Source organism: Fibrobacter sp. UBA3718 (assembly GCF_002371935.1).
GTDB lineage: Bacteria > Fibrobacterota > Fibrobacteria > Fibrobacterales > Fibrobacteraceae > Fibrobacter.
On the sequence record NZ_DFHR01000022.1, the window covers coordinates 1 to 26501 of the forward strand.

Annotated in this window: 23 protein-coding genes; 7 read left to right on the forward strand and 16 right to left on the reverse strand. The window is 54.8% G+C overall.

The window, feature by feature from the left end:
• Together B4A77_RS08255 and B4A77_RS08260 are read left to right on the forward strand one after the other, a co-directional pair.
• A partial coding sequence (locus tag B4A77_RS08255) for a hypothetical protein (RefSeq protein ID WP_290739863.1) occupies positions 1 to 457 on the forward strand: 457 nt, incomplete at its 5' end.
• Between the two features lie 419 nt (positions 458 to 876).
• The gene (locus tag B4A77_RS08260; protein ID WP_290739866.1) at positions 877 to 1317 is read left to right on the forward strand and encodes a L,D-transpeptidase family protein; all 441 of its coding nucleotides are present in this window, start codon (positions 877 to 879) and stop codon (positions 1315 to 1317) included.
• Positions 1318 to 1347: 30 nt separating this feature from the next.
• Here B4A77_RS08260 and B4A77_RS08265 read toward each other — a convergent pair whose 3' ends face one another.
• Positions 1348 to 1980: a PH domain-containing protein gene (locus tag B4A77_RS08265; RefSeq protein ID WP_173381457.1), complete on the reverse strand. Its 633-nt coding sequence runs from the start codon at positions 1978 to 1980 to the stop codon at positions 1348 to 1350.
• Between the two features lie 101 nt (positions 1981 to 2081).
• On the opposite strand from B4A77_RS08265, the gene B4A77_RS08270 reads away from it, so the two are divergent.
• Positions 2082 to 2933 (forward strand): hypothetical protein, encoded by an 852-nt coding sequence (locus B4A77_RS08270; RefSeq protein WP_290739869.1) that lies wholly within the window; start codon positions 2082 to 2084, stop codon positions 2931 to 2933.
• A gap of 131 nt (positions 2934 to 3064) precedes the next feature.
• On the opposite strand, the gene B4A77_RS08275 is transcribed toward B4A77_RS08270, so the two are convergent.
• Genes B4A77_RS08275 through lysS form a run of 6 tightly spaced genes read right to left on the reverse strand, consistent with a single transcriptional unit; the run spans position 3065 to position 10172 of the window.
• Entirely contained in the window at positions 3065 to 3718 is a 654-nt protein-coding gene (locus tag B4A77_RS08275) for an adenylate kinase family protein (protein WP_173366470.1), read from the reverse strand.
• A 54-nt stretch (positions 3719 to 3772) separates the two neighbouring features.
• Positions 3773 to 6283, reverse strand: a complete 2511-nt coding sequence (locus tag B4A77_RS08280; protein ID WP_173366469.1) for an ATP-dependent Clp protease ATP-binding subunit — start codon at positions 6281 to 6283, stop codon at positions 3773 to 3775.
• Positions 6284 to 6293: 10 nt separating this feature from the next.
• On the reverse strand, positions 6294 to 6974 hold the full coding sequence (locus B4A77_RS08285) for an ABC transporter ATP-binding protein (protein ID WP_290739876.1): 681 nt from the start codon (positions 6972 to 6974) through the stop codon (positions 6294 to 6296).
• Positions 6967 to 8211, reverse strand: coding sequence for an FtsX-like permease family protein (locus tag B4A77_RS08290; protein WP_290739879.1), 1245 nt, complete (start codon positions 8209 to 8211; stop codon positions 6967 to 6969). Before B4A77_RS08290 ends, B4A77_RS08285 begins: the two co-directional genes overlap by 8 nt.
• A gap of 35 nt (positions 8212 to 8246) precedes the next feature.
• Positions 8247 to 8606: a four helix bundle protein gene (locus B4A77_RS08295; RefSeq protein WP_290733880.1), complete on the reverse strand. Its 360-nt coding sequence runs from the start codon at positions 8604 to 8606 to the stop codon at positions 8247 to 8249.
• Between the two features lie 57 nt (positions 8607 to 8663).
• Positions 8664 to 10172 carry a lysine--tRNA ligase gene (gene lysS / locus B4A77_RS08300; protein ID WP_290739882.1) on the reverse strand — a complete coding sequence of 503 codons (1509 nt, stop codon included), beginning with the start codon at positions 10170 to 10172 and terminating at the stop codon, positions 8664 to 8666.
• A 214-nt stretch (positions 10173 to 10386) separates the two neighbouring features.
• On the opposite strand from lysS, the gene B4A77_RS08305 reads away from it, so the two are divergent.
• Positions 10387 to 10986 carry a TIGR01440 family protein gene (locus B4A77_RS08305; protein ID WP_290739885.1) on the forward strand — a complete coding sequence of 200 codons (600 nt, stop codon included), beginning with the start codon at positions 10387 to 10389 and terminating at the stop codon, positions 10984 to 10986.
• Here the strand turns inward: B4A77_RS08305 and B4A77_RS08310 are convergent.
• Positions 10983 to 11795: a hypothetical protein gene (locus tag B4A77_RS08310; RefSeq protein ID WP_290739888.1), complete on the reverse strand. Its 813-nt coding sequence runs from the start codon at positions 11793 to 11795 to the stop codon at positions 10983 to 10985. The two genes, B4A77_RS08305 and B4A77_RS08310, sit on opposite strands and share 4 nt — an antisense overlap.
• Positions 11792 to 12544, reverse strand: coding sequence for a YkgJ family cysteine cluster protein (locus tag B4A77_RS08315; protein ID WP_290739891.1), 753 nt, complete (start codon positions 12542 to 12544; stop codon positions 11792 to 11794). The genes B4A77_RS08310 and B4A77_RS08315 overlap by 4 nt, the downstream gene beginning before the upstream one ends.
• Before the next feature lie 174 nt (positions 12545 to 12718).
• Between B4A77_RS08315 and B4A77_RS08320 the strand changes: the two genes are divergently transcribed.
• Both B4A77_RS08320 and B4A77_RS08325 read left to right on the forward strand, forming a co-directional pair.
• Positions 12719 to 14002, forward strand: a complete 1284-nt coding sequence (locus tag B4A77_RS08320) for a hypothetical protein (RefSeq protein ID WP_290739894.1) — start codon at positions 12719 to 12721, stop codon at positions 14000 to 14002.
• A gap of 3 nt (positions 14003 to 14005) precedes the next feature.
• The gene (locus B4A77_RS08325; RefSeq protein ID WP_290739897.1) at positions 14006 to 15259 is read left to right on the forward strand and encodes a hypothetical protein; all 1254 of its coding nucleotides are present in this window, start codon (positions 14006 to 14008) and stop codon (positions 15257 to 15259) included.
• A gap of 128 nt (positions 15260 to 15387) precedes the next feature.
• Here the strand turns inward: B4A77_RS08325 and B4A77_RS08330 are convergent, their stop codons facing one another.
• Both B4A77_RS08330 and B4A77_RS08335 read right to left on the reverse strand, forming a co-directional pair.
• A complete protein-coding gene (locus tag B4A77_RS08330; protein ID WP_290739900.1) occupies positions 15388 to 17160 on the reverse strand; it encodes a carboxypeptidase-like regulatory domain-containing protein in 1773 nt (590 codons plus the stop codon).
• A 39-nt stretch (positions 17161 to 17199) separates the two neighbouring features.
• Positions 17200 to 19758 carry an Ig-like domain-containing protein gene (locus B4A77_RS08335; RefSeq protein ID WP_290739903.1) on the reverse strand — a complete coding sequence of 853 codons (2559 nt, stop codon included), beginning with the start codon at positions 19756 to 19758 and terminating at the stop codon, positions 17200 to 17202.
• 184 nt (positions 19759 to 19942) lie between these two features.
• Between B4A77_RS08335 and B4A77_RS08340 the strand changes: the two genes are divergently transcribed.
• Positions 19943 to 20791, forward strand: coding sequence for a TIGR02147 family protein (locus B4A77_RS08340; protein WP_290723696.1), 849 nt, complete (start codon positions 19943 to 19945; stop codon positions 20789 to 20791).
• A gap of 6 nt (positions 20792 to 20797) precedes the next feature.
• On the opposite strand, the gene B4A77_RS08345 is transcribed toward B4A77_RS08340, so the two are convergent.
• The 5 genes from B4A77_RS08345 to B4A77_RS08365 form a co-directional block, all read right to left on the reverse strand.
• Complete coding sequence (locus B4A77_RS08345) at positions 20798 to 22813, reverse strand: family 43 glycosylhydrolase (protein ID WP_290739906.1); 2016 nt, start codon at positions 22811 to 22813, stop codon at positions 20798 to 20800.
• 227 nt (positions 22814 to 23040) lie between these two features.
• Positions 23041 to 23937 carry a mechanosensitive ion channel family protein gene (locus tag B4A77_RS08350; protein WP_290723700.1) on the reverse strand — a complete coding sequence of 299 codons (897 nt, stop codon included), beginning with the start codon at positions 23935 to 23937 and terminating at the stop codon, positions 23041 to 23043.
• A gap of 232 nt (positions 23938 to 24169) precedes the next feature.
• Entirely contained in the window at positions 24170 to 25111 is a 942-nt protein-coding gene (gene mdh / locus B4A77_RS08355; protein ID WP_290739909.1) for a malate dehydrogenase, read from the reverse strand.
• A gap of 65 nt (positions 25112 to 25176) precedes the next feature.
• Entirely contained in the window at positions 25177 to 25668 is a 492-nt protein-coding gene (gene fabZ / locus B4A77_RS08360) for a 3-hydroxyacyl-ACP dehydratase FabZ (RefSeq protein ID WP_290723705.1), read from the reverse strand.
• Complete coding sequence (locus tag B4A77_RS08365) at positions 25637 to 26500, reverse strand: UDP-3-O-acyl-N-acetylglucosamine deacetylase (RefSeq protein ID WP_290731621.1); 864 nt, start codon at positions 26498 to 26500, stop codon at positions 25637 to 25639. The genes fabZ and B4A77_RS08365 overlap by 32 nt, the downstream gene beginning before the upstream one ends.
• Position 26501 lies beyond the last annotated feature (1 nt).

Here is a 26501-nt window from a genome sequence, read left to right on the forward strand (position 1 = left end):
TGCGAAAGAAAATATACGTTACCTCATTGAAACGATTATTGTCGATTTAATATACATGGGCGATAAAAGGGTGGTAATTTTTCTGCTGATAAGCATCGTTCCCTTTTCTTGGCTTACGTTTGCAATTCTGAAATCAAAATCAATAAAAGACAATCCACTTATAATAACAAAGCCCTTTAGTTTTCGTGGAATAGACAAGCCTGAAGAAGACTCTCTTTTTTGGAGTATTATTATATTCCAAATAGCGCTATTCTTTCATTGTATAATCAGCATCGCAAAACCCGACATTGATACCAAAATACTTTCTATAAGCATTTTATTAAGTTGGTTTACAATTGGAGCATTTACTCTTTTATGCATAAAATCATTTAGGCGATGGAAAAAGTCAAAAAACCTGCAAGACCTACTTTTCGACTGGCCTTTTAAAAACAAATCGTTGCCGAACAAATTAGAATAAATCAAATCCAATAAAGAAAGACCTTTATCTCTACACCTCAGTCAAAATTTTCTCTTTACTTTTTTTAGAAGCGACTTTTCGCCTAATGAATAAAGTGTCATGGTTCGCTATTTCCTAATGCCCTTCGGGTCGGAAATAGGCAGTTTGACACCTTCGAACGGCCACCCCCAACAATCCCCCTCTTTGCGGTTCTTTTCCGGCATGAGCCTCCTTTGCCATTTTCACAAACGGTTTCTTGTAACTGCGACTCATATTATAGCCTCCGTTGTTATGGCCGCATTTGCGACCGGTTGTTTTTCAGAGGCGTTCTTTCGCAAAGGGCCGTGAAACCCAAATTAAAAAGAACGCACCTCGCCTTTCCTTAGACGAGATGCGTTCGGGGATGCAGGAAATGTACCTAAAAAACTACATTTCAAGTCATGCTCACCTCACCCATCGACAACATTCTCGTAGAAAAGGCGAAACGCCAAATGCACTTGCGAAGCGGCGAGAACATTGTCAAGACGTACAAGATTTCTTTGGGCAAGAATCCTGTGGGAGCGAAGGTCAAGTCCGGAGACAACAAGACCCCCGAGGGCAACTACACCATCGAGAAGCACAACCCCAAAAGCAAATTTCATTTATCGCTGAGAATTTCGTACCCAAACGCAGAGCAAATCAAGGCCGCGAAAGATGGCAACTACGAGCCCGGCGGCGACATCATGATCCACGGCTATCCGAACAAGGTTCCGGCATTCCTCTTTAAATTCTGGTACAAGTGGAAAGACTGGACTGCCGGCTGCATCGCCGTCACGAACGACGAAATTGAAGAAATCTACGGCGCAGTCAAGGACGGAACTCCGATAACCATCAAGCCTTAGAATGCCGGATTTTAGGGCGGAGCCTTTCCCCTACCCCTTATACCTTGATTTATACCCGTGATTTTCCTTGGGGCGGAGGTCATTGGGGTACATCACGTCGGTGTAGATGTCCTCTTGCAGCTTTTTCACGAGCTTGTACACTTCCGCGTAATCGGCGATGCTGTCGATGGAAATACCCGCGTTGGTAGAAGTCCTCCGGCCATTCAGCGTTGCGGGATTTGCCTGCGCGGAGGTCGTGATGATGTCGCCCACGCCGAACCACTGGTCGAAAATGCCGCGGTGCAGGTCCACGTGCGAAAGTTCCGCAAACGGCTTTGACTTGTATGTCCTGGCGATGATACCACCGGACGCGTAGATTCCCTTGTCCGTAACGATGTAGGCCGTATTGCGGTACCGCCGAAACGAGAGCAGAGCCCCGCCAAGGTAGAGCCAGACCGGCATCATGTGCAGTGCCATGAACGGGATGATAAAGAAGGCCGCCTCGTCCGCCTTGTCCGAAGAGAATGCTGCCCCGATAAAGAACATGTCAAAAAGTCCCCAGACAATCGCAAACGGGAGCAGCGGATTGAAGATGCATTCGAAGATAAAGCACCTTTTGTCCGGCTTGCCGGCGTAGAGAATCTTTTCGCCTTCCCCAATCAAAAGCGTCAGCTCGTTGTCCATGCACCACCTCGTAAAGAACTATTTCCCCTACTAATATAAACAATTTAACGCACTTTATAAAAAATAAATCTATATTCGGGGAAAATTCGTTAGGAGGACGAATGAAACGAATCATTCTACTAGCCCTTTTGTTCTTTTTAGCCGGTTGCGGCGAAGACAGGGCTTTCATGACACCATCGGAGAACGTCGTCGTCATCGACGTGAACTCGAGGGAATACTTTATCAACGGCAAGAAGGTCGGAGATTCCGTGAAGGATTTTCTCCAAAGCGGGGACTGGAAAGTCCAACCCATTCTCGTTTTTTTCAGCCAGTTCAAGAAAGACAAATCAAGACCGCTGGACGAAAAGGAAGTCCATGTTCACGTTGCCGGGAACTGCACCTTCAACGCTTTCGGCAAGGTGCTGACGACCTTGAACTTCGAACCGCTTGTCGGCAAGGTTCTGTACGTCATCGACAAGGATTTCGCCTCCCCTATCCAGGCAATCAACCCGGCCTGGGATTCCGACGTTCAGACATGCAGGAATGCCACCAAGGACAACGTCATCAAGGTTTCCCACATGGTGATTGGGGAAAAGGGCCTGACGGACGAGGAGATTCTTGCAAAACGACTCAGTGAAAAGAAACTGGAAGCCGAATGCGCCGAAGATTTTATGATGATCAGCGTGATCGTGAATCTCTACGACAAGACAAGCCCCTTCATCGTGAGCCTGAACGAACTCGGTTTCCTTGGCGGAAAAAGGATGTACAATATCGCGAGCGAAGAGGAATTCTGGAAATTTATCGACGAAATCAAGTCGCGCGAATCCCTCCAGAACAAGAAGGACAAGAACCAAATCCTGTTTGTCGTCAACAGAGAAGCCCCTGTGGCAAGCATGAGCCATATCATCAGGAAACTGAACGATTACGGCTACGAAATCACGTTCGCATACACGATTCTACAATCTTTCCCCTAAAAGAAAAGCCCCGCTCGAAGCGGGGCGAAAGTTCAACTCTGGGAAGAATTACTTGGCGTGGCGCTACTTCGTAGCGCTAGCCAATCGGCTCGGTCATGCCGGCAAATAAATTTGCCGTCGCGACGCTCGCCTTACTTGGCTTTCTTGGCGGACTTCTTGGCCGGAGCCTTCTTGGCAGAGGGCTTCTTTGCAGAAGCCTTGCAGAACTTCACGTAGGCAGCGAGGGTGTCGCAGAACACTTCGTCCGGGGTGTTGTCGCCGTTGATGCGGCTGATGATGGACTTGCTGTACTTGCCGAGCACCTTGGCGGTGGATTCCTTGTACACCTTGAGGCGGTTCTTGATAACGGCTTCGTCGGCGTCGTCCTTGCGGCCTTCGATCTTGGCGCGGTTCAGGAGGCGGGCAACGATGGTCTTCTCGTCCTTGATGTCGAGCACGAAGATGTGCTTCACGTCGACAACGGATTCGATGAGCTTGACCTGGGCAACCGTGCGGGGAATACCGTCGAGGAGGAGGGTGTCCTTATCCGGGTTTACCTTGTTCGTATTGATGAGGCCTTCGATGAAGCGGCCGAAAATTTCGACAGTGGCTTCGTCCGGAACCAAGAGGCCCTTGCTGGAGTAAGAAGCGAGGAGCTTGCCGGATTCGCTGGAAGGAGCAATGCCACGGAAGATGTCGCCCGTGGAAATGTGCTTGAGGGAAGTGGTAGCAGCGAGCTTCGCGCCGACGGTACCCTTGCCGGAACCCGGTGCGCCGAAGATAAGAACTGCAGGAATTTTAGCCATTGTTAACCTCTTGGGTTTGATTGTTGAAATTTTTCGCGGTCAAAGATAGCATTTTTACGACTGTATCTTTTCGCACTTGAAACTGAGCTTGCCGTTTTCGACGCCGATGCTTATCGTGGAGAAGTCCGTGAGGGTACCGAGCAGGAGCCCTTCGGCAATCGCGTCTTCCACGAGGTTCTGGATGGAACGGCGGATGGGTCGCGCGCCCAGGGTGGAATCGTAATTGTTGTTCACGATAAATTCCTTCGCCTCCTGGCTGATTTCCAGCAGGATTCCGCGATCGGAGATGTTCTTCTGGAGGAACCCCATCTGGATGTCCACGACGGAAACGAGGTCCTTCTTGCTGAGGGCTCGGAACACAATCTGCTCGTCGATGCGGTTCAGGAATTCCGGCGAGAACACGCGCTTGACCTCTTCGCGGATGGCGTTTTCCATGCGCTCGTAGTCGTCGGTCTCCCCTTCCTTGGTGAACCCCATGCCGCCGCTGTGGCGCACTTCGCGCGCACCCGCGTTACTCGTCATGATGATGATGGTGTTCTTGAAGTTGATCTTGCGGCCGTAACTGTCGGTAAGGATTCCGTCGTCAAGAATCTGGAGCAGGATATTGTAGATGTCCGGATGCGCCTTCTCGATTTCGTCGAGGAGCACCACGGAATAAGGCTTCTTGCGCACCTTCTCGGTGAGCTGTCCGCCGCCTTCCTCGAAGCCCACGTATCCCGGAGGAGCACCGATAAGGCGCGAGACGCTGTGCTTTTCCATGTATTCGCTCATGTCGATGCGGATCATGGATTCCTCGCTCCCGAACAGCGAGAGACTCAGCACCTTCGCAAGTTCGGTCTTGCCCACGCCGGTAGGCCCGAGGAAGAGGAAACTGCCCATCGGGCGCTTGCTGCTGCGGATGCCCGCACGCGTGCGGCGGATGGACTTGACAATCGCATCGACTGCGGCGTCCTGCCCGATAATGCGCTGCTTGATTTCTTCGCCGAGGTGCAGGAGTTTCTGCGTCTCTTCGCCGCCGAGGCGGCTCACGGGAATGCCCGTCATCTTGCTGATGCAGTCGCGGATGTCGCTTTCGTCCACGACAGGGGTCTCCTGCCCTTCTTCCTGCAACTGCTTCTTGCGTTCCGCGATGGAATTCTGGAGTTCCTCCTCGCGGGCACGGCACTTGGCCGCATTCTCGTAATCCTGGTTCGCGACCGCCTCTTCCTTCTTCGAAAGGACTTCGGCAAGTTCCGATTCCATGTCGAGCAGGTCCTGCGGAACCTTGATGGAATTGAGCTTCACGCGCGCGCCCGTCTCGTCGAGCACGTCGATTGCCTTGTCGGGCAAGAACCGCTCGCTGATATAGCGTTCGGCAAGCGTCACCGCGGCACGAATGGCCTCGGGCGTGTAGTGAACCTTGTGGTGCTGCTCGTACTTCGGGCGGAGTCCCTCAAGAATTTGGATAGAATCTTCCGAGTTGGGCGGGTTCACGAGAATCGTCTGGAAGCGACGTTCGAGAGCCGCATCCTTCTCGATGTACTTGCGGTATTCGTCAATCGTTGTTGCACCGATGCACTGCAGTTCACCACGTGCAAGGGCCGGCTTGAAAATGTTGCTCGCATCGAGGCTGCCTTCCGCACCGCCTGCACCCACGATGGTGTGGAGTTCGTCGATGAAAAGAATCACGGAGTTGCTCACGCGCTGGAGTTCCATGATGAGGCCCTTCATGCGTTCCTCGAACTGCCCGCGGTACTTGGTTCCCGCAACCATCGCCGCCACGTCGAGCGTCACGACGCGCTTGTTCACGAGCAGGTCGGGAATCTTCTTCTGCACAATCTTCTGCGCGAGGCCCTCGATAATCGCGGTCTTGCCCACGCCGGGTTCGCCGATGAGCGCCGGGTTGTTCTTCTTGCGGCGGCAGAGAATCTGGATGAGGCGTTCAATTTCCGCTTCGCGCCCGATAATCGGGTCGAGCTTGCCCGCACGCGCCATTGCCGTAAGGTCGCGGCCAAAATGGTCGAGAATCGGGGTCTTGGACTTGGAACCGCCGCGCATCTCGCGCCCGCCCTGCTGCTGGCGAGGCCCCTCTTCGGGGATATCCTGCGGGGCATTGCCGTCGCCATTATGCTTGAGCTGGTCGAGCGTCTGCTGGAAATTCTCGTACGTTATGTTGTACGAAGACAAAATGCCCACCGCAGAGGAATCTACCTGCTGGAGAATCGCGAGCATCAGGTGTTCGGGGCCGATGTACTGGTCGCCTTCTTCCTTCGCGATTTTTGCGGCATTGAAAAGCACCGCCTTCGCGCGGACCGTAAACTGCAACAGGCCGTCGCGCGGGTTTCCGCCGATGGTCATGAGTCCGCCGTTCGAGGAGAGCGAACGCTGGATATCTTCGCTCAGGTCCACGAGGTTTATCCGGAGCGCCTTGAGGGTCTCGACAGCAAAGCCCGAATCCTCGCGTACGAGACCGAGCAAAAGGTGTTCGGTCGAAACGCAGTCGCTCCCGAGGTTACGCGCCGCCATGCGGGCGGCCTGGAGCACGGCCTTCGCCTTCGCAGAGAAAATACCGTTATTGTCAGCCATACCAAATCTCCTATCCGATATCCTGAATCAATCCGTTATGCATTACCACGCGGCGCTTCGCAAAACTCGCCAACTTCTCGTCGTGCGTCACAATCAAGAAGGCCTGGTTGAACTTCTCGTTGAGCTCGCCAAAGAGTTCGTTCAGCTTCGCGGAGTTCGCCTCGTCCAGGTTGCCGCTCGGTTCGTCGGCCAGCACCAGGTCCGGGTGATTCATCAGCGCACGCGCAATCGCAATACGCTGGCGCTCGCCGCCACTGAGTTCGCGCGGCAAGTGCCTGAGGCGGTCCTTGAGCCCGACCGTTTCCAGGAGCATCTCGCCACGTTCGCGGCATTCCTTTTCGGACTTGCCCGCAATGCGGCCCGGGACGCACACGTTCTCGATGGCAGTAAACTCGCTGAGCAAGTGATGGAACTGGAACACGAACCCCACCTTGAAGCGGTGGTACGCGTCGCGCTCGTCGCTGTTGAACTTGCTGAGCGGCTTGCCCTTGAAAAGTATTTCGCCCGAGGTCGGCGTGTCGAGCATGCCTACGAGGTTCAGGAACGTCGACTTGCCCGAACCGGAGGAACCCGTGAGCGCCACGAGTTCGCCCTCTTCTATCGAGAAGTTAACGCCCTTCAAAATCTCGAGCTGTTCGCCCGTCTCGGAGAAAACACGCCTGAGGTCGACAGTCTGCAACAAACTACTCATGCCTAATCGCTCCTACAGGGTCAAGCCTGCTCGCCTTCCATGCCGGAAGCAAGGTCGCGAGCACACAAAGCGCAATGCCAATCACGAAAATAAGGACCACGTCAATCAGGTGCACAGAAATCGGGAAGTACGGAATCACGTAGACATCGCCTGGGAGCGTGATGAAGTGGTAGGCTTCCTGCAACTTGCAGAGCACAAGCCCGATGGTACCACCCACGATGGTGCCGCCCACGCCAATGAAGCTGCCCATGAGCATGAACACGCGCATGATGCCCGCCTTGCTGAAGCCCATGCTGCGGAGGATGCCGATTTCCTTCGTCTTGTCGATAACGACCATGATGAGGGAACTGATGATGTTGAACGCAGCCACGAGGATGATGAGGCAGATGACCGCCGCCACGATGAACTTCTCGTAGTTCATCCACTTGAGGAGCGTGATGTTCTTCGCCTTCCAGTCCATCGAGTAGTACGGGTAGGTAAGCCACTGGCTCATGTCGTAGGCCGCCTCGCCCGCCTTCCAGTGGTCCTTGATGCGGAACTGGATACCCATCACGGCGTCACCCATGCCGAGCAGTTTCTGCATTTCCTTGAGCCCGATGTAGGCCAGGTTGCCGTCGTACTCGTAGGTGCCCGTCTCGAAGATGCCGCTCACCACGCACATCATCATCTTGGGGCCCGAGCCGAGCGCCTCGTCCGGGCTCTGGAACAGCTGGAGCACGAGCTTGTCGCCCACAACCACGCGCAGGCGGTTCGCAAGCCCCGAACCGAGGATGATTCCCGGGCGCATCTTGCCCGTGAGGTCTTCCAGGCTATCGACGGAATACTCGCCCCACTTGATGTACTTGTAGATGTCGGTCACGCCCTTCGCGCTTTCGGCATCGATGCCGTAAATCACGATGCCGTCGTTCACCTTTTTGGAGCTGATGCCCACCTTGTAGATGATGAACGGCGACGAGGCCACGATGTTCGAATCGCGGTTCTTTGCCTCGCGGGTAAGGCTGTCGTAGCTCGCGATGGGTTCGCCGTTGTACGACATGATTTCGAGGTGGGCGTCCTTCCCTATCATCTGGGCGGTGACCTCTTCCTCGAAGCCGTTGACCGCAGCAAGGGCCACCACCAGCGCGAATACGCCGATACTCACACCGAGCATACTGAAGATGCCGATAAGCGAGACAAAGAGACTCTTGCGCTGAGCCCCCAGGTAACGCCAGGCTATTAAAAGTTCAAGTTTATTCATTCTTAGACGAAAGACGAAAGACGAAAGACGAAAGATTATGACTTTTTAGCGGCTTTCAATCCACTCAGCATTTTGGCAATCTCTATAGTCTTTTCATCTAAATCGTCCATTTGTTCCTTAGTAATATAGTTTAACAGTTGAGCAATTTCCATTTGGCTCTGCACTTCCATCAAAGATCCAAAACTTATTTCCAAAAAATGAAGAACCTCTTTACTCGAAGAACGGCTCATTCCTTCAGCTATATTCGACGTTACAGACACTGCCGCACGACGGACTTGACTTACAAGAGCGAATTTTTCTTCATTAGGAAAAGAACTACATAACCTATAGACATCCATAACCCATAAGAGGGACTTCTGGTAAACTTTTAGCTTTCTATACGCAAACATAGCCATCTTAAAAAGTCTATCGTCTTTCGTCTATAGGCTCGTAGAGCCGTTCTTTCGTCTTAACTAGCAGGTCTCCGGCTTCATCAGCGGGAACAGTTGAACGTCGCGGATGGTCTGCTGGTTCGTAAGCAGCATGACCATGCGGTCGATGCCGAAACCAACGCCGCCCGTAGGAGGCAGGCCACTTTCGATAGCGTGCATGAAGTTTTCGTCCATCGGGTGCGTTTCGCCTTCGCCACCGCGGCCGCGGCGCACCTGGTCTTCCAGGAGCTCACGCTGACGGATGGGGTCGTTAAGTTCGGTATAGGCGTTGCCCAGTTCCCATCCGTTAGCGTACGGCTCGAACTGTTCGATGAGCCCTTCGATGGTACGGTGCTTCTTGCAGAGCGGGGTGCTCTCAGTCGGCATGTCTTTGATGAACGTCGGCTGGATGAGCTTGTCTTCCACGGTGAGCTCGAACAGTTCGAGGATACCGCGGCCGCGGCTGAATTCACCGTCCAGGTGTCCGCCGAGTTCTTCCATCTTGGCCTTGAGTTCGTCGTCGCTCATCTCGTTCACCTTCAGGCCGCCGAACTTCTCGATGGCCTCAATCATGCTGTAGCGGGGCCACGGTGCCTTGAAGTCGATAACCTTCCCCTGGTAGTCAATCTTGGTGGTGCCGTTCGCCGCAATGCAGGCGCGTTCGTAGATGTTCTCGAAGTGCACCATCATGTCGTTGTAGTCGGCGTATGCTTCGTAGAACTCGAGGCCGGTGAATTCCGGGCTGTGCGTGCGGTCCATGCCTTCGTTACGGAAGTTCTTGGAGAACTCGAAGACCTTTTCCATGCCGCCCACGATGCAGCGCTTCAGGTAGAGTTCCGGGGCCACGCGCAGGTAGAGCGTCATGTCGCAAGCGTTGTGGTGTGTGGTGAACGGGCGGGCGTTCGCGCCACCGTAAATCGGCTGGAGCGTCGGGGTCTCGACTTCGATGAATCCCTTTTCAATGAGGTATTCGCGGATAGCCTGCAGAATCTTGAAGCGCTTGATGAACACGTCCTTCACGTCGTCGTTCAGCGCCATGTCGATGTAACGCTGGCGGTAGCGGGTATCCACGTCGGCAAACTCGTTGAACACGACCTTGTTGCCGTTCTCGTCGACCTTCTCTTTGGCGACAGGGAGCGGGCGCACGGCCTTACTGAGCATCGTCACCTTCTTCACGTGCACGGAGTACTCGCCCGTCTGCGTCTCGAACATGAAGCCGTTCACGCCGATAAAGTCACCGAGGTCGGTCATCTTGACGACTTCGTAGTTCTCCTCGCCCACCTCGTCGCGGGCGCAAACCACCTGGAGGCGGCCATAGCGGTCCTTCAGGTGCATGAAGCACATCTTTCCCTTGCGGTTGAAGCGGACCACACGGCCAGCGAAGGCGACTTCCTCGCCCGATGCCATCAGGGCTTCCTTGTTTTCCTTGAGCATCTTGGAATCGTGCGTGCGGTTGAACTTGTGCGGATAGGCCTCGATGCCCATTTCCTTGAACTTCGCAAGCTTCGCCAAACGAGCTTGCACCTGGTCATTCATGTCTTGCATTGCCATAATCGGTATCCTGTGATACAATCACGTGAAATTTTGAACGTGGTAAAGATAGAAATTTGACGGTAGCCATCACTTCATCCTTGCGGGATTCGCCCCTCCCATGTAGCCCGTTTCGCAAATAAAATCGACAAAACCCTTGTGCCACCCGTTTCGCCACATGCTATCTTTAGAAAAAAGAGGCATTAGCCTCCCCTTTCAAAAAGGAAAATTTTTTATGGCAGGCTCTACTTACGAAGTTGAAGACAAGACTCTTATAGAACAAATTAAATCCGACGCTCATAGCGCAGCCTTACAACTCATCGAAAAAGCGCACCTGACAAGCGGCCAAATCGTCGTTGTCGGCTGCAGTACGAGTTCAACACTCGGAAACAACATCGGGAGCCATTCCGTACCAGAAGTCGGCAAGGCTATTTTCGAAGGCCTACAATCCGCATTCAAGCCAAGCGGCATCTTTATCGCGGCTCAATGTTGCGAACATCTGAACCGCGCGATTATCATAGAGCACGCCGCAGTCCCGAATGCTGAAATCGTGAACGTGGTTCCGCAACCCAAGGCAGGCGGCTCATTCGCCACCGCCTGCTACGCCGCGTTTGAGCATCCGGTTGCAATCGAGCACATCAAGGCCGATGCCGGACTCGACATCGGCGGAACACTCATCGGGATGCACCTCAAGGAGGTCGCCGTCCCCCTACAGCTTACGCAAAGCCACATCGGCAAAGCAATCCTGCTTGCCGCCCGCACACGTCCGAAATTCATCGGCGGGGATCGCGCACACTACGACGAAAGCCTCAAGGACGGCTATCCGAAATTCTAGAGTTCCTTGTGACGGTGCATGGCACGGATATTCTTCGGCAACACTTCCTTGTGCCACTTGATCCACTCGTCATAATAGATATATTGCCGTTCGCGCTGGCGAAAGACTCGGCCATGAACCGTGCGGCGTCCGTTTTTGACTTCCACAGGAATCACCACATGCAGGCACTCATGATAAACGACGCCCGCGACAGCGTATAGCGGACAATTTGCGGCATCGTAGCCACGGCTGATGCTTATCAGGTGGAAATTTTCGCCCGTTATCGGATCCTTGCGTACGGAATGGAAGCTCAAGCCCCCCACACGATTACTCCAGGTAATACGGCAAGTCAGCTGTTCATCGAAATACGTATGGTTGATGGCGGCGAGCACGTCGTCGAGATTGAAGTAGCGGCCGCGCGGCTTGATTGGCGGCAGACGGCATGTGTTTTCGAGCGGGGAATCGCCCCGGTCCACCAGCACCTGATCGACAACTTCCCAAAAACGGGCAACAAGGTCCTTGACAATGGCCTTGTTCTTCTGCGTCTTGCGGCGGACTGCATGCTCCGCCCACTCGGCAGCAAGTTCGCGAGCAGCGGCAAATTCCGGCGCACGCATATATTCCGGGAGCAAGACTTCCGGATGCCCGAAAAGAAAGCCGGCCTTGCAGCGGATGCTCCTTTTCATGCGGCTGTTATACTTGAAATGGACAAGGCCGTTCGCAGAACACTTTCCCGAAGGGCGCGGAGCAAGGGATTCCCCCTGGACATCGGCCTTCTGGGCCATGTTCAGTTGCGCGAAAAAATCCAACTGTCCTTCCGTTTCGTTCAACCTAAAATTCCTTCGTATGCATTTAGCGAAAGCAACCCGCCGAAAAAACTTTCGGGAAGGTCGAGCGCCGCATAGTGTTCAGAAATTCCGAGCAGGGCCTCCTCGATGTTGTCCGGCAGGTACACAATATAGCTTTCGTTCAGCTCGGTCTGGAGGGTTTCCGGCTTGCAATAGCAGGGATCCGTCTGGCTAAAGTACATCCGGCACGAGACGGGGCGGAAGGCGTATTCTCCGCAGTCCCCCTTTGCATCGGAAAAGGGACAGGGCGTCCACATCGAAAAATAATCGTGAAGCGCCATGTCCTCGGCCACATCCTCGGAATCAACCTCACCCAGCCTTTTTACAAACAAATTATTAAAATTCTCCGAGCGGCCCTGACACGCCTCCATGATGGTGATGAGGTCGCCGCGCTTGCGGATTTCCTGATACAGGTAAATGAGTTCGAACGGTTCCACCGACATGGGATAATGGTGGCAACAGTTTCCGCAGGCGGGCCTGCACTGGATAGGCTTTTCCTGCTGCGGCAACACGGCCTTGAGATACCGGTCGTAGGCAGCGTGGTAGGCCTTCGTGAATTCAACTATCCGGGGGAGCTCCTCGCGCAGGTTGTCGGGACCGACAGCCTGCGGGCGCCCGAGCCTTGCGGCGAGGGCGTCCAGGCGATCCCTTTCCGCCCCGAGGAGCGAACCCATTTTCGCCTCGGCAATGCGGTATGCCCTCGTGGGGAAATAGTCTCTACAAAGTTCCATCGAGCACAAATATATCATTAACACATGAAATTTGTCCTTTTTTTCGAAAAAAAAGAAAGATTTGACATATAAATGAGTCGATTCTTCCTCATGCCCGAGCCAAAATCTTCCAAAGAAATTTATTTTTTGCTTATCGAATTCATTCAAAAAATTTGTTTTTTGGAAGTTGGATTTATGAAACGATTTAAAAGATTCTGGTTGTGTGCGACTGCGGCCCTAGCCATAGGGATTGCCGGTTGCAACCTGTTCAACCCCACGGAAAATGCCGACATCGCCGACGACGATGTCGATGCCCTCACCTACGAGGCCTACATCCATTTCCGCAATGCAGAATACACCATCGCAAGGGAATACTTCGAAAAGGTGCTCAAGGCGGATTCCACCGTCTCCGAGGCGTGGTACGGCCTTGCCAAGTGCGTGCTGAACCAGCAGGGGCTGAACGTCTTCGAAATGCTCAAGTACGCAAACGCAAAGGATGGCCAGAGCGCATTCCTGGAAATGGACGATTCTACAGCAAACCACTACAAAACCGCAATTACCGCAGTCCTGGAAGTCCTCGACCCGTTCATTGAAAGAGATTCCACCGGAAGAACCGACGGAAAGGTGACCTTCAAGACCATCTCGGCAAGCTACACGGTACTCCACCTGACCAAGGCCGCCATCATGGTCCGCAACAACATCAACGACATAACAGGCCTGTTCCGTTTCTCGGACGGAGCCATGGACATCGACTGGAGTTCCCTGAAGGGTATGGGCGAATCCTCCGTCGAAATGTTCGAATCCATGGGCGACATCGGACATGCCATCAAGGCAGACCCGAGTATCGCGACCGAAGTCCTCAAGAGCTATGTTCCTGAAGCGGCCCTGCTCAGCGACTCCGGTCTCACGGTTGCGACCGAAGCCATGGCGACCTACATGATTACCGCGAGCGAAGCGGTCACAAGCAACGAGGACGCCATCATCGCCTACACAAGCATCGGTGACATGATGGACGGAGACGGAGACGGCTGCATCGACGAAGAAATCGCCGACAACTTCGACAACGACGGCGACGGCCTCGTCGACGAAGACATGCGCCAAAACCAGGCGATGGTTCCCGAAACGAACTTCCTGCAGCACCGCTTCGGCCAGATAGCATCGGTCAAGACCGCTGAAGGCTACGAAACGGTCGACATCGACATGAATGGAAAGGCCGCCGATGAAGGGGAATTTACCTTCGTCATCGAAGGTTCCAACGACCGCGACGCCCAGAACAACCACCTGTTCAAGGCATTCGCTGCGAACTTCGGTTTCGCCGAATCGGGCAATACGCTCGCAGAGAACATGAATCTTGCAAAGAAGGATAGGGACGTAAACAACATCAAATACGACCTCGCCTGGCGCAAGGCCAACATCGGCGGATGCTGGGCCAACTACGACGAAGAAATGTTCCTCAAATGGTTTGAAGGGAGGGACTAAGCGATGAAAAGAATTTTAGCGACACTCTTATGCCTCGGACTGGGGGCGGCAGTCTTTGCCGCCAAAGCCCCGACTCACCACTCGATGCGCGGCGAATCCATGGGTAACGCACATGTGGCCGTAGTCGATGACAAGGAAGCCATCTACTACAACTACGCAGGCCTTTCCCAGATTAACCGACTGGGCAACTACGACAAGCGCCCGGAACAAGGCTACTACCCGCGCAACTTCATCGGCGATGCTCGACTGAACTTGGGCGGCGCGGGTCCGTTCGAAACCTACTTCTCCACCTACAACGTGGCGAAGGACCTGCAAGCCCTCTACCAGAACGTGGCCGATGCGGCCGAGGCTCTCGGCCTAAACCAGAACCAGCTTCTGATGGATACGCTTTCCTCGCACCCGGAACTCATCCATAAGATCAATTCCTACGACCACAAGTACCTCACCATGAAAATCAAGATGGATGCGGAACTCGCCATCCACGGATTCGGCGGTGCGGTCTGGGTGGACGGAAGCGTCGCCCCCTACCTCGACGGCGGCCTCATCCTTCCCTTCCTCGGCGTCGACACATTCTACGTCGACGGCGTGGTGCAGGGCGGTGTCGCCTACGGATTCACCGATAACCTCTCCGTGGGTATCGGTGCAAAGGCGGCGAAGCGCCACAAGGTGGAAGTCATCACCATCGACATCCTGAACTACGCCTCCATCCAGGACACCCTCGAAGACCGTTATGACGACGCGACGCACAGCATCTTCGATTTCGAGTCCATCTCGTTCGGCCTCGACTTCGGCGTGCTCTATCAGCTGACCCGTGAATTCCGCGTGGGTGCTTCGCTTCGCGACGTGTACTTCAAGGAACTCGCCGGTGACAAGATTACCCCGAACCTGAGCGTAGGCTTCAACTACTCCCCGAGATTCTTCAACAAGAACACCGGCTACGCGCGCAAGTTCAACTTCGCCTGCGACTATGCCGACGCTTTCAACTCCGACAGGAACTACAAGCCCCTCTCCCACCTGAACTTCGGTCTGGAAGTGGAGCAGACGTTGCTTGCCTGGCCCGGCTACAACAACGAGCTGCGCGCCCTGAGCCTGCGCCTCGCCGGCGGTTTCAAGGGCGGCTACCCCTCCGCGGGCGTGAGCCTCGAAGTGCTCCGTGTCGTGACGCTCGAATTCGCGACCTGGGCCGAAGAACTCGGCTACTACACCGGTCAGGACGAAGAACGTATCTACATGGGACAGATTAGCCTCGGCTTCTAGCCTTTTCTAATTGTTCCAGCCTTAACTGACTAGCTTAAGATAATCCCCCGGTTTATGCCGGGGGTTTTTCGTATCAAATGACTTTGCCGGAAGCACCTGCGTGCTGAGCGGGCAATAACAACCAGGGGTTACTTTCTGGGAACTAACTGCGGCCAGTAGTTTTCAGGCTTTTGGTTCAAGTAGGTGAGGCGCGTCCAAGTTTCGTCACGGAAGCAGCCGCCCACCATGAGCTCGTCAAGCTTGCCCGTAAAGCCGCCCACCTCGAAGTAGGCACGGACGCCGACAGAATCGCTCCTGTCAGAAGGTTCCAGCGAGAACGTAACCTTCGAACCGTCCCAATCGGATTGTTCCGGCGAGGCCGAAACCTTAGCGTCGTTCAGGTAGAACACCGTCTGTTCAAACGCACGCCTGCTGAACGCCACGTAAGTCCATTCGCCCGCCTTGATTCCGTCCGTGCCCGAAGCCCAGGAAACCTTGTAGCTCATAGTATCGAGTGCATCGGACGAATCGGCAACGTGGTAGACTTCCACGACAAAGCCCTTTTCGGGAACATAGAGCAGCGCGTATTCCTTGGCCTTCTCGAAGATGGTCTGCTCCTTGTCGAGCGCATCGAGTTCCACCCATGTCGAGAAGCAGAAGTATCCGTCCTCTTCAAAAGACATATTCACGCTGCGAGTCGAATCCATCTTGGCAGATTCCTTGACATAGAACGAGCCTGCGGAGTCCATTTCCACTCCAATCCCGACAACGCCTTCGGTTATCGCATCGGCATCGACCGAGCCAAATGCAGTACCGTCAAAGTACCCCTTTTCGGCGTAATCTGTCTGGGGAGAAACCGCATAGCCAAAATGCCACACCAGAGAATAGCTGCGGTTCGTGGGGAACACATCGGACGCATAAGCCGGGTCTAGCAGCCCGTCATAAGAGAGTTCCAGCGAATCGGTCACGTTCAACGAATCCACCCTCACCCAAAGCACGGCCTGTTTGGATTCCACTCCGTATACGGGGGTCGCCAACTCGTGGAAGGATACCGGGAGCTTCTTGCTGCGGGAACCATCCTTCGAGACACGCACGGCCTCCCAACGACCCGTCATGTGCTGCAGCGAATCAAAATTGCAGTTCTCTTCCGTAAGGCGAAGCGCAATCGGGATGTCGGTCACTACGGACTTGAGCGTATCTACCCCTTCGGGGAGCGCAAGCGGCGCCACGAACGTCATCGTGACAGAATCATGGGGAATTTCAATTTCGGGTTCACCGTTATAGGGGTCCAGCACGAAAATCGTCTCGGTATCTCCCGGAGCGACGGGAACAGTATCTTGCAGCCAAAGCCTCATCTCGGAAGAATCGCCATAGAAAATCCGCAACTCGAGCGATCCCGCAGGCAGGCTGTCGAATACCATCTCGTCATTGCGAACGACAACTTCCCTACGGATAGTCGTCCCCAGGACAGTCAGGACACCCACCCAGCCCTCATTGAAGGAAGGCCCGGTTCCTGCAAACTTCAACACGCCCGGAGCACGCAGCGTATCGCTCACGGCGACAGAATCGTCTTCCGTCACTTCGATATCCTGCACCAGGAGGCGCTCGCCCGACTGCGCGTGGTAAGCCTCGAGAGCGTAAGTCCCATCGGGCACAGAATCCAGGTGGTAACGGCCGTCCTTGTCGGTCTCTGTGGAATATGCGGCAGGAAGTTCCGTACCGGTCATGGCGTCATAGCCCTCGGGCACGCACTGCACTCGCGCACGAGCCGCAGGCTTACCATCATCGAGCACTAGGATACCCGCAAGTTCCGGTGAACCCGTTTCGGCGCTATTGCCTGCCGACTGACTATTGGAGGAACAACCCCAAAAGGCCGCCAAAGAGGCGACCGCAACAGTCAATATGGTTCTACGGAACTTCATCGATACCAATATAATTAAGTTTTTTTCAAAAAGAAATATTTATTGCAAATACCTGCATTTTATGGAGCCTGCCGTGGTGTATTCCACCACGATGACCCGCGCCGCGGGCATCTTCGCAGGCTTTCTATAGCCTGCGAACAGCGGGCGCCCCTGCATGTCGAATATGCGGTAGTAGGCGGTTTCGGCCTCGGTCGCCCTGTTCACGCGTTGAGCAATCGAAGTCGTTCCGCTGCTGGATTCGACAACTTCGCCCGAAGAAGACTCCGTTTCGGCACTTGAAGAAGATTCGGGAGTATTCGGGTCCGTCACCACGATGCGGCCGCTCTTGACAAAGGTGGAATCGTTGTTGGTTGCCGTGACGGTAAAGGCGAACTCGCCCGCTTCCGCAGGAGTCCCGCTAATAGAAATCTTACGGTTTTCCTTGTCGATGCTAGTCGTAACACCCGCCGGGAAACCTTCAGGCACGACCGTCTCGGCGCCGCTCCAGGTGTAGCAGAAATCTACGATCGGCTCGCCCAGGTTAATACTCTGGCTGCTGGAACCAGCCCCGCACTTCACGACCTCGGGGTAAGCAGCCCCTTCAACCGTGAAGGTCACGAACGAAGACATCTGCGAAAGGCCCGAATTGTCCGTCACCACGGCGACCGCGGAATACACGCCCGGTTCAAGCCCGCTCGCGTTTACCTGGTAGGGAGCGCTTGTCGCAGAGCCGACCAAAGTATTGCCCACGTAGAAGGCGACACTTTTCACGGAACCGTCGTTGTCCTTCGCGTCGGCCTTCAAGGCAACCGTCGCACCCACTTCGAACTTCGCACCCGACGCAGGGGCGGTCATCGAGACCGTCGCCGCCTTGTTGCTCAGTCCGAAAGCCTGGTTGTATTCGGGCATTTTGCCGTAGCGGCCACCCACACCCGCGAGGCTCGGGATTTCTTTCGGGAGATTTGCCACGGTACGCTTTTCAAAACTGTAGCTCGGGTTGAACGTCGCCGCATTCGGAACGCCCTGCGTCACCGTACCGTTGTAGCGGTGCTGTTGCTTGGTCCCGCTCCCGAACGTGACTCCGCTAAAGTAAACGTAGCCGTTGTCGCCCCATTCGGCCAAATAACCCTGGCCGTTATCAATGTAGCTGTTCTCGTAGCGCACGTAGGCCTTCGCGTTTGCGCTGTGGCCGTTCGCACCCGCGATAAAGAAGCGGTTGTAGTCCACGTACTGGTTGTACAGATGCACCTGCGAACCATTGCTTTCGCCCGTCACCTTCGGCACGCGACCATAGGTATTGTGCCAGTAGTTGTTCGCGTATGTCAGATGAGCATCTTCGACAAGTGCCATGTAAGGATCGGTACCCCAGCAGTTGAAATCATTCGCGCCGTCAAAATCCAGGTAGCTGATAGTGGCGTCGTCCACGAATTCCATGTCCATGCCGTCACTGATCCACTTGTAGCTGATGTGGTCGGCCCAAAACTTTTTAACGTGGTTCGATGCGGAGCCCACCGTCTCGAGGCCGTCGCCGCCTTCAATCAAGTGCGGGTTCACATCGTAAATGGCGAGGTTGCGATAGATATGGTTTCCGGACCCTTCGTAGCTACGCACCACGATGGAGGCTCCACGCAGGTTCGCACCGCGACCCATGCCAACAAGGCTCTTGTTAGGCTTGGTGGTAATCCAGTTGCTCCACGCCTGCAGATTGTCCGATTCCTTCACGATTTCGAGTCCGGATTCGCCGAGGCTCGCGCAACTGTTCTTTTCGAAGGCGATACGGTAGAACTTGTTCGTCTTGCCCGTCACGCGGTTCTTCTCGCCGCAAGTCGTGCGGCACCAGGTACGCCCGGCCGCATTCGCCTCGGTCACCGCATTGCGCATCCGCCTGAAGTCGTAGGTACCTTCGGGCACCAGAATCGTCACAGCGTCGTTACTCTGCAGGTACTTGCGGATGCTAGCCGAATCGCTTGCAATCACGATGTTACCCGCTTCACCACCCGTCGTTGAGGCACCAAAGCCTTCCGCCTTCACGTTGAACGTGAAAAGCAGAACCGCCGTCGGATCGGTTTCTGCAGAAGTCCAAATCCACTTTGCCTGCGTGTTTGCGGCAAATCCCGAAAGGGCAGCCCCGCTCGGGAGCTTGTTGCTCGCATAGTTCAAAGTCGTAGCACCGCCCCACTGGCTAAGGTCGCGCCCCTTGTTCTTCCAGGAGTTGTTACCCACCGTAGGTTTCGCCTTCCAAGCGCTGCCGGAATAGTAGGATTTGTCGAGATCATCAATCTGCACAAGAACGCCGGGAGCGCCGGAACCGTTCACTCCCACGACCGAAATTGCGTTCTCGCCAGGAAGGAAGGTCATCGGCACAAAACGCACGCGGCCCGCCTGGTTGTCTTCGGCAAGGAGCGCGCCATTGTGGTAGAGCCTGTAGCCGCCATCGGCCACAATCCAGATACCCGGACCCTCGCCCGCGTTGTACGTCGCGGCCACCAGCTGCGACCCCACCTTGTCGCCACCACCATAGGCGGCGTCGCCCGGAAGCGACACCACCTCGGAGGGGCTTATCGCCGCAGCGGCAATCCACACTCCGCACGCCACGACACCAAACACTTTTTTCATCATAATACACCCTTTCCCGGACAACGCAGACATTTGCGCAACTTTCTCGGGGACCATATAAAATCTACCTCGAAAAAGTGATTTTGCCCACTTATTTATTATTCGACCCCTCTTTTCCGTTGTTTCTAGACAACGCAAAACTTTTTTTCGTTACCCGCTAAATAATCTTTTTTCTTACATTTAGGGCATGGGCGAAAAGAAACCGTCAAAGAAAATCTTCGAATACCTGGACTACCGGGAATTCCTGAAAGATTACTACAACGCAAAGAAGGAGGCAAACCCCGCCTTCTCGCTCCGCGTGTTTTCGGACAAGATCGGTTTCAAGGCCAAGGACTTCATCAGCCGCGTGATGAACGGCGACAAGAACCTTTCAAGCCAGAGCATCCCCAAGGTCGCAAGCGGGCTTCGGCTCGGCAAGCACGAGACGGAATTCTTCGTTGCACTCGTCAAGTTCAACCAGGCTGAAACTACAGAAGAGAGGAACAGCGCATTCGAAGAGATGCAGGCCATACTCAAGGTGGTCCGCTTCGCCGAAAAGCAGCACCTGCTCGGACATGCGCAATACATGGTCTATAGCCACTGGCGCCACCTTACCATAAGGAGCCTCATCGGCATGTTCGGTTTTGACGGCGACTACGAGACACTCGCCAAGCAAGTTCACCCGCACATCACCGCCGAAGAAGCGAAGAAGTCCGTAAAATTGCTCGAAGACTGCCAGCTCATCAAGAAGGGCAAGGACGGCAAATACGAATTGACAGAAAGCGCGATTACCACCGGAGACCGCACGTCAAAACTCGCACTCCGCGGTTTCCACCAGAATTGCCTGAAGCTCGCCGCCGATTCCATCGACCGCGACCCGCCGGGCACACGCCATATTTCAGGGCTCACCCTCGGTATAAGCCAAGAAGGCTACGAACGCATCGTGGAACGCATCAACGCCTTCCGTAAAGAAATTGCGCTCATCGCCGAAGAAGACGCCGACGCGGACAAGGTTTTCCAGTTGCAGTTCGCGCTGTTCCCTGTCGGTGGCAAATAAGAATCGTCAGAACATCACCCGGTAACGGATTTGCTTGTCGAAACTACGACCCTTGAGGTCGCGGTAGGCCTTGCGGGCGGGTGCCGGAGAATCGTGGCGTACAGCATGCGGGGCAATCGCGTCCGTTCCGCTGCTGGAACTAGACTGCGGTTCAGCGGTTCCTGAGCTGGTCGAAGGGTTGCTGGAGCTTGAAATCGGGTCGCCACACGGTGCTTGGTTGCAGACAACCTGCATCGGCTCAAAGATGAGATTCCCGAGAATCGCCTCGCCGGAAATTCCCGATGCCGTCAGGTACAGGTCCTTGATGCCGCGCAGGCCCATATCGCCCGAGCATTTCGCCGCAGACCAGCCGCCACCCATGAGAGATCTATTTGACAGGTCACATGTGAAGACCGCAGTCCCGTCCTTCTTGCCGTCGCGAATCACGATCTTACCCGACGAAGCATTTTTCACCTGAAGGAAAACATTGCCGATATCCTTGAGCGAATCCAGCACCACGTTCTCGAAAATCGCGTAACCGCCGTCCTTGATGGCGAACTCGTCGTCCTTCGTGAGACGCACGCGGATGCCGTTGTCAAATCCGTTCGCGGGAATCGTATCGCGGATAATGCGCAAGAAGTCGATGCGGTCGAGTTCCGCAAAATTTCCGTTCGGCGAAGGCTCGATTTCGATGAAGTTGCCGCCGCGCTTGAGTTTCGCAGGCACCATCACCACAGAATTTTCGGGGAAAGAGCCCCAGGAACCCGTCGGCGGGAGCGTCACCGTCTGCGACTTGCCATTCACCGTCACCTTGTGCGTCGCAGCCGCATCGCCACCGTTCGCGTAGCGGTAACGCAGCAGGTAGTCGCCCGCCTGCATAATGTTCATCGGCAGGCGAATCTTGGAGCCCTCAGTATTCACGTACGCGAGGTATTCCCCGTTCGAGGCCGTATTGCTGCGCGTAATCGCAAGGTCGCCCGAAACGGCGCGGGTCAGCACGCCGTGCTCGACTTCGGCACTCAAATAACGCCCGAGGAAGGGCTGTCCCATCTCGGCCCAGTTATCCTCGGTGAAGACAATATCACGTATATGAATGTGATTGTACTTGTCTCCGTTCAAGTCGTAGTAGTGGTGCACAAATCGCACGCGGTTCAGGTCCTGGAAGGCCTCGCCGCCGCCCGGACCCACGTAGCGCCCGTAGCGTTCCAACAGAATCGTGCCGCCGCCGTTCGCCATGGTGTAACCGGCGCGGTCCTTGTACGGTCCGGTTACTTTGTCTGCACGGCCGTAAGCCGTCTTGTAGGTGGTTTGCTCGATGTCCGGGCCCTGCATGCAGCACTTGTCCCATGCCGTAAACAAGAAGTACTGCCCGCCATGCTCAATCAGGCTCGGGCCTTCTTCGGCGCCGCCGCTCGCGCTGCTGGTACGGCGCGCAATGTTGTAGACCGTCTTGTCGTCGCTCGCCTGGTAGCCTGTCGTTGCATCTAACTTAATCAGCTGAATGCCAAGCCCGAACGAACCGAACGCCATCCAGTAATTGCCCTCGGTGTCACGCACAACGTCGGCATCGATGGCATTGTACTTGTCGCTAGTCGTCGTGTGGAAAACGTGGCCGTGGTCGGTCCAGCCGTAGCCCGATGAGCCCGGCATAATGGACTTTGTGGACTGGTAGCCGATTGCCGAAGAACGCTTGCCAAAGACGGACACGCAGTAATACACGCGGTACTCGCCGTTCATGTAGAAAACGTCGGGAGCCCAGATGCCTTCGGTGCCCGGAGCATAGGTGTAGGCCCACTGCGGAATGGCGCTCACGGTCGACTTGTGGTCGCGCCACGTGTAAGCGTCTTCGCTTGTCCACAGTTGCAGATTGTTATTCGTGCTCATGAGGGCGTAGCCGTCCTCGAACCGTACCATGCTCGGGTCGTGACCGGGTTGCAAATTATCCTTCGCATACCAGTCGGCAGCGGAGGAAACCGACACTCCAAACACAAGCCCAAGGCCAACACGCCCGAACATAGCACGCACGCCGAAGCGTGATCCCATTCCAAACATAAACAGCTCCCTTTTATTGCATCCACCCATCCCAAATATAAATACCGGCACGTCAAAAGTCAATAATTTTTCGATTAAATGTCTACATTTTTACACAAATAGCAAAAATTCGTTCGGTTTTTACAAAAAAATATAAAATAAAAAGTCAACAAAATAGGTAATAAAAAAGTCCTGACCGAGGCCGGGATTTTACAAATTTTCGAGCCAGTCAGCGATAATCACTTGCCGATATCAATTTTCTTTCCATTGAACACAACTTCGTCCTGCACGAGGTCATCGAAATCGGGCTCACGTTCCTTCGAAATTCCTGCCTCCTCGCCCTCCTTCATCAGGTGCACCACGCGCTGCGGGAACGGAATCTCGATATTGTGTTCGTCGAGGACATCCTTGACAATCCTGGAGTACTTGCGCTGGAGCTCGTAGTATTCGAACGTCCGAACCCATACCCATACAGTGATATTTATCGAACTGTCGGCGTATTCGCTCACAAAAAACTTCGGAGGCGGCACTTTCAGGAAGCTTGTCTCGCGCTCTACCATCCTGCGCATGGCGCAAAAGACAACGTCCAGCGAGGTATCGTACGAAACGCCCACCTTGATCTCGAGCCTGCGAACGGGATTGCGGGCATAGTTTACGATAGGCGCGCCCCAAAGCGACCTGTTAGGCGCAGAAACAGCGATTCCCTCGAACGTCTCGAGCGTCGTATTGAAAAGCCCGATGGCACAAATCTTGCCCTTGATGGAACCGCATTCAATATAGTCGCCCGCCACGAACGGGCGCAGGAACAAAAGCAACAAGCCCGAAGCGATATTCGCAAGCGTATCCTTGAGTGCAAGGCCCACAGCAAGGCTTGCCGCACCGAGCATCGCCAAAAGACCATTCGTATTCACGCCAAGAATATTAAGCCCGAGCAAAAGGCCAAGCGCATACGTCGTGTACTTGACAAGGTCCGAAATCAGAGGTATCGCCGCACGGTCCAGGCCATGCCTTTCAGCACGCTTCAAAAACAGGCGGAAGGACTTGTTAAAGAGCCAAATGACGACAATAAGAAGAACCACGAGCAGCAGCTGCTCGATTATCGAATCCTTCGGTATGAGTTCCCTTATTTTTTCCACGTCCACAAATCTAACAATAATTTAAGGAGAAAAATCGCGCAGGAGCCAAACCTATCGTCCCTTTATGACTCCGCTCACAAACTGCAGCACGTCCTGTGCGCTATATTACAAAAAAGACAAGGGAGGGATCCCCTCCCTAAGACCCTCCCCCCTCCATAAAAAAATCCCTGGCCGAAGCCGAGGGATTTTTCATAGGAAGATCCCCGCCTACGCGGGGATGACATCTCTATAATTACGTATGTGCGTCGACCCATTCGGCGTTCTTCTTGCAAGCCTCGACGGACTTTTCGAAGGCGGCCTTTTCTTCGTCGCTCATCTTGACTTCGAGAATCTTCTCGACACCGTTTGCACCGACCACGACCGGCACACCGCAGTAGAGGCCCTTCACGCCGTATTCGCCGTTCAGCTTGGCAGCGCAAGAGAACACGCTCTTCTTGTCGAGGAGGTAGGCTTCGGCCATGTGGATGGCAGAAGTAGCCGGGCTGTAGAAAGCGGAGCCGCGGCCGAGGAGGTTCACGATTTCGCCACCGGCACCGGCGGTACGCTTGGCGAGTTCGGCAAACTTTTCCTTGCTCATGAGCTGAGAAACCGGGATACCGCCAACAGACACGCATTCCATGATGGAAACCATGGTGTCGCCGTGGCCACCCATCACGAGGGCCTTCACGTCTTCGACAGACACGCCGAGTTCGTCGGCGACGAAGCAAGCGAGACGGGCAGAGTCAAGCACGCCAGCCATACCGATGACCTTGTTGGCCGGGAGGCCGGACTGCTTCTGCATGTTGTAGACCATGGCGTCGAGCGGGTTGGTGATCACGATGACGAATGCATCCGGAGCGTTTTCCTTGATGGCTTCGGCAACGGTCTTGATCACGCCGCAGTTCTTGTCCAGGAGGTCGTCACGGCTCATGCCCGGCATACGCGGAAAACCGGCAGTCACGATCACAACGTCTGCACCCTTGAGGTCGGCGTAGTCGGTAGAACCCTGAAGATCGACAGAGGAGTTGATGACGCTGCGGCCTTCCATGATGTCGAGAGCCTTGCCCTTGGGCATGCCCTGAGTCTGCGGAATATCGATAAGGACCACGTCGCCAAGATTCTTCTGAGCGAGCACGAGAGCCATTGTACCACCGATTTGACCAGCACCAACGAGTGCAATCTTCTTTCTAGCCATGATTAACCTTCCTTTTAAGGTATAGAATTATTACGGCGTAAATATAGCAATATTTCGGGCCAATGCTAGACCATCGCGGCAACGAAATCGGCTTCGCACATCAGTTTTTCGTCGAGGAAGGCCTTGCCCGAATACTTGAAGATGCCGTGACGCACGGAAAGGAGCTTCACTTCGAGGCGAATGTCCATACCAGGGAGCACGGGGTTCCTGAAACGGCAGTTCTCGATGCCCATGAAAGCGGGACGCTTGCCCACCACTTCGGCTTCGCGGGCAATCATCGTGAGGAGTGTCGCCGCCTGGGCCATGGATTCCACCTGCAGCACGCCGGGCATCACCGGATTGCCGGGGAAATGTCCCTGGAAGAACTTTTCCTCGCCCGTCACGTGGAAAAGACCCGTCAGGGACGGAAGGACCTCCTTGCCGTCGCCCAAGTCGAGGCTCAGGATTTCGTCGACAAAGGCGAACGGGAACTTCTGCGGGAGCAGTTCGTGAACCACGGCGGCATCGTAAAGGATTCCGGGTTTATCAGACTTCTTGAGGGTTTCCAGTAGAGACATAAGGCAGGAGTTTCTCCATGATTTTATGGTGAATGGTATGGCCGCCGTTCAATATTTGAACGCGAACCTTTGGTAAAGCAGGGACCGCGAAGGCAAGATCGCCCAGCAGGTCCAAAATTTTGTGACAGGCGGGTTCTTCCGCCATGCGGTAACGGGGGTGTTCTCCCGCGCTACCCAGGAGCATGCCGCAGGATTCGTCTACCCCGGCGAGGAGACCTTCGGCGCGGGCCTTCGCGTAATCTTCTTCGAAAATGAACGTGCGGGCCGAAAATGCGCGGTAGAGGTCTTCCGCAGAATACACCGAGAGGGTCGCCGCCGAGCGGAAAGCGACGTCACCCGCAGTCGCATCGCGGGTAATCTCGTATTCCACCTCGAAGCAGTCCGCAGGCGATACGCTCACGCGACCACGCGGGAACTCCAGGTCAAACGACACGGGAACATCGTAAAAGCAGAGGGGTTCGGGAATACCGGCAACTTTCCTCAAGGCATGGAAGAACGGGAGAGCGCTACCGTCCATCATCGGGAGTTCGGTGGCATGCACATCGAACCGCTGGTTCGGCCACATGAGGAATACGGGCGCCAGATGCTCCGTCGAGGCGAGGGAAAGCGGGCCGTGCAGGCCAGGTCTCGAGTAAATCGCCGTGCGCGCCACGCGATACCCGAGTTCGCCATAACAATGCAGGGAATCCGTCGAATAGAAAAGTTCATCGCCAACATACCAGCATACGCGTGGCGCACGGTTCGGATCCTTCTCGAGGATATCCACGCGGACTCTAGCCTGCGGGTACGAAAGCGAAGGCGACGCAAATTCTAGACTCTTGAAGGCCGGCATG

Bases quoted from the DNA above. Each gene is read 5' to 3' on its own strand.
- B4A77_RS08260 (WP_290739866.1), top strand. From the start codon at position 877: ATGCTCACCTCACCCATCGACAACATTCTCGTAGAAAAGGCGAAACGC.
- B4A77_RS08265 (WP_173381457.1), bottom strand. From the start codon at position 1,980: ATGGACAACGAGCTGACGCTTTTGATTGGGGAAGGCGAAAAGATTCTC.
- B4A77_RS08270 (WP_290739869.1), top strand. From the start codon at position 2,082: ATGAAACGAATCATTCTACTAGCCCTTTTGTTCTTTTTAGCCGGTTGC.
- B4A77_RS08275 (WP_173366470.1), bottom strand. From the start codon at position 3,718: ATGGCTAAAATTCCTGCAGTTCTTATCTTCGGCGCACCGGGTTCCGGC.
- B4A77_RS08280 (WP_173366469.1), bottom strand. From the start codon at position 6,283: ATGGCTGACAATAACGGTATTTTCTCTGCGAAGGCGAAGGCCGTGCTC.
- B4A77_RS08285 (WP_290739876.1), bottom strand. From the start codon at position 6,974: ATGAGTAGTTTGTTGCAGACTGTCGACCTCAGGCGTGTTTTCTCCGAG.
- B4A77_RS08290 (WP_290739879.1), bottom strand. From the start codon at position 8,211: ATGAATAAACTTGAACTTTTAATAGCCTGGCGTTACCTGGGGGCTCAG.
- B4A77_RS08295 (WP_290733880.1), bottom strand. From the start codon at position 8,606: ATGGCTATGTTTGCGTATAGAAAGCTAAAAGTTTACCAGAAGTCCCTC.
- lysS (WP_290739882.1), bottom strand. From the start codon at position 10,172: ATGGCAATGCAAGACATGAATGACCAGGTGCAAGCTCGTTTGGCGAAG.
- B4A77_RS08305 (WP_290739885.1), top strand. From the start codon at position 10,387: ATGGCAGGCTCTACTTACGAAGTTGAAGACAAGACTCTTATAGAACAA.
- B4A77_RS08315 (WP_290739891.1), bottom strand. From the start codon at position 12,544: ATGGAACTTTGTAGAGACTATTTCCCCACGAGGGCATACCGCATTGCC.
- B4A77_RS08320 (WP_290739894.1), top strand. From the start codon at position 12,719: ATGAAACGATTTAAAAGATTCTGGTTGTGTGCGACTGCGGCCCTAGCC.
- B4A77_RS08325 (WP_290739897.1), top strand. From the start codon at position 14,006: ATGAAAAGAATTTTAGCGACACTCTTATGCCTCGGACTGGGGGCGGCA.
- B4A77_RS08330 (WP_290739900.1), bottom strand. From the start codon at position 17,160: ATGAAGTTCCGTAGAACCATATTGACTGTTGCGGTCGCCTCTTTGGCG.
- B4A77_RS08335 (WP_290739903.1), bottom strand. From the start codon at position 19,758: ATGATGAAAAAAGTGTTTGGTGTCGTGGCGTGCGGAGTGTGGATTGCC.
- B4A77_RS08340 (WP_290723696.1), top strand. From the start codon at position 19,943: ATGGGCGAAAAGAAACCGTCAAAGAAAATCTTCGAATACCTGGACTAC.
- B4A77_RS08345 (WP_290739906.1), bottom strand. From the start codon at position 22,813: ATGGGATCACGCTTCGGCGTGCGTGCTATGTTCGGGCGTGTTGGCCTT.
- mdh (WP_290739909.1), bottom strand. From the start codon at position 25,111: ATGGCTAGAAAGAAGATTGCACTCGTTGGTGCTGGTCAAATCGGTGGT.
- fabZ (WP_290723705.1), bottom strand. From the start codon at position 25,668: ATGTCTCTACTGGAAACCCTCAAGAAGTCTGATAAACCCGGAATCCTT.
- B4A77_RS08365 (WP_290731621.1), bottom strand. From the start codon at position 26,500: ATGCCGGCCTTCAAGAGTCTAGAATTTGCGTCGCCTTCGCTTTCGTAC.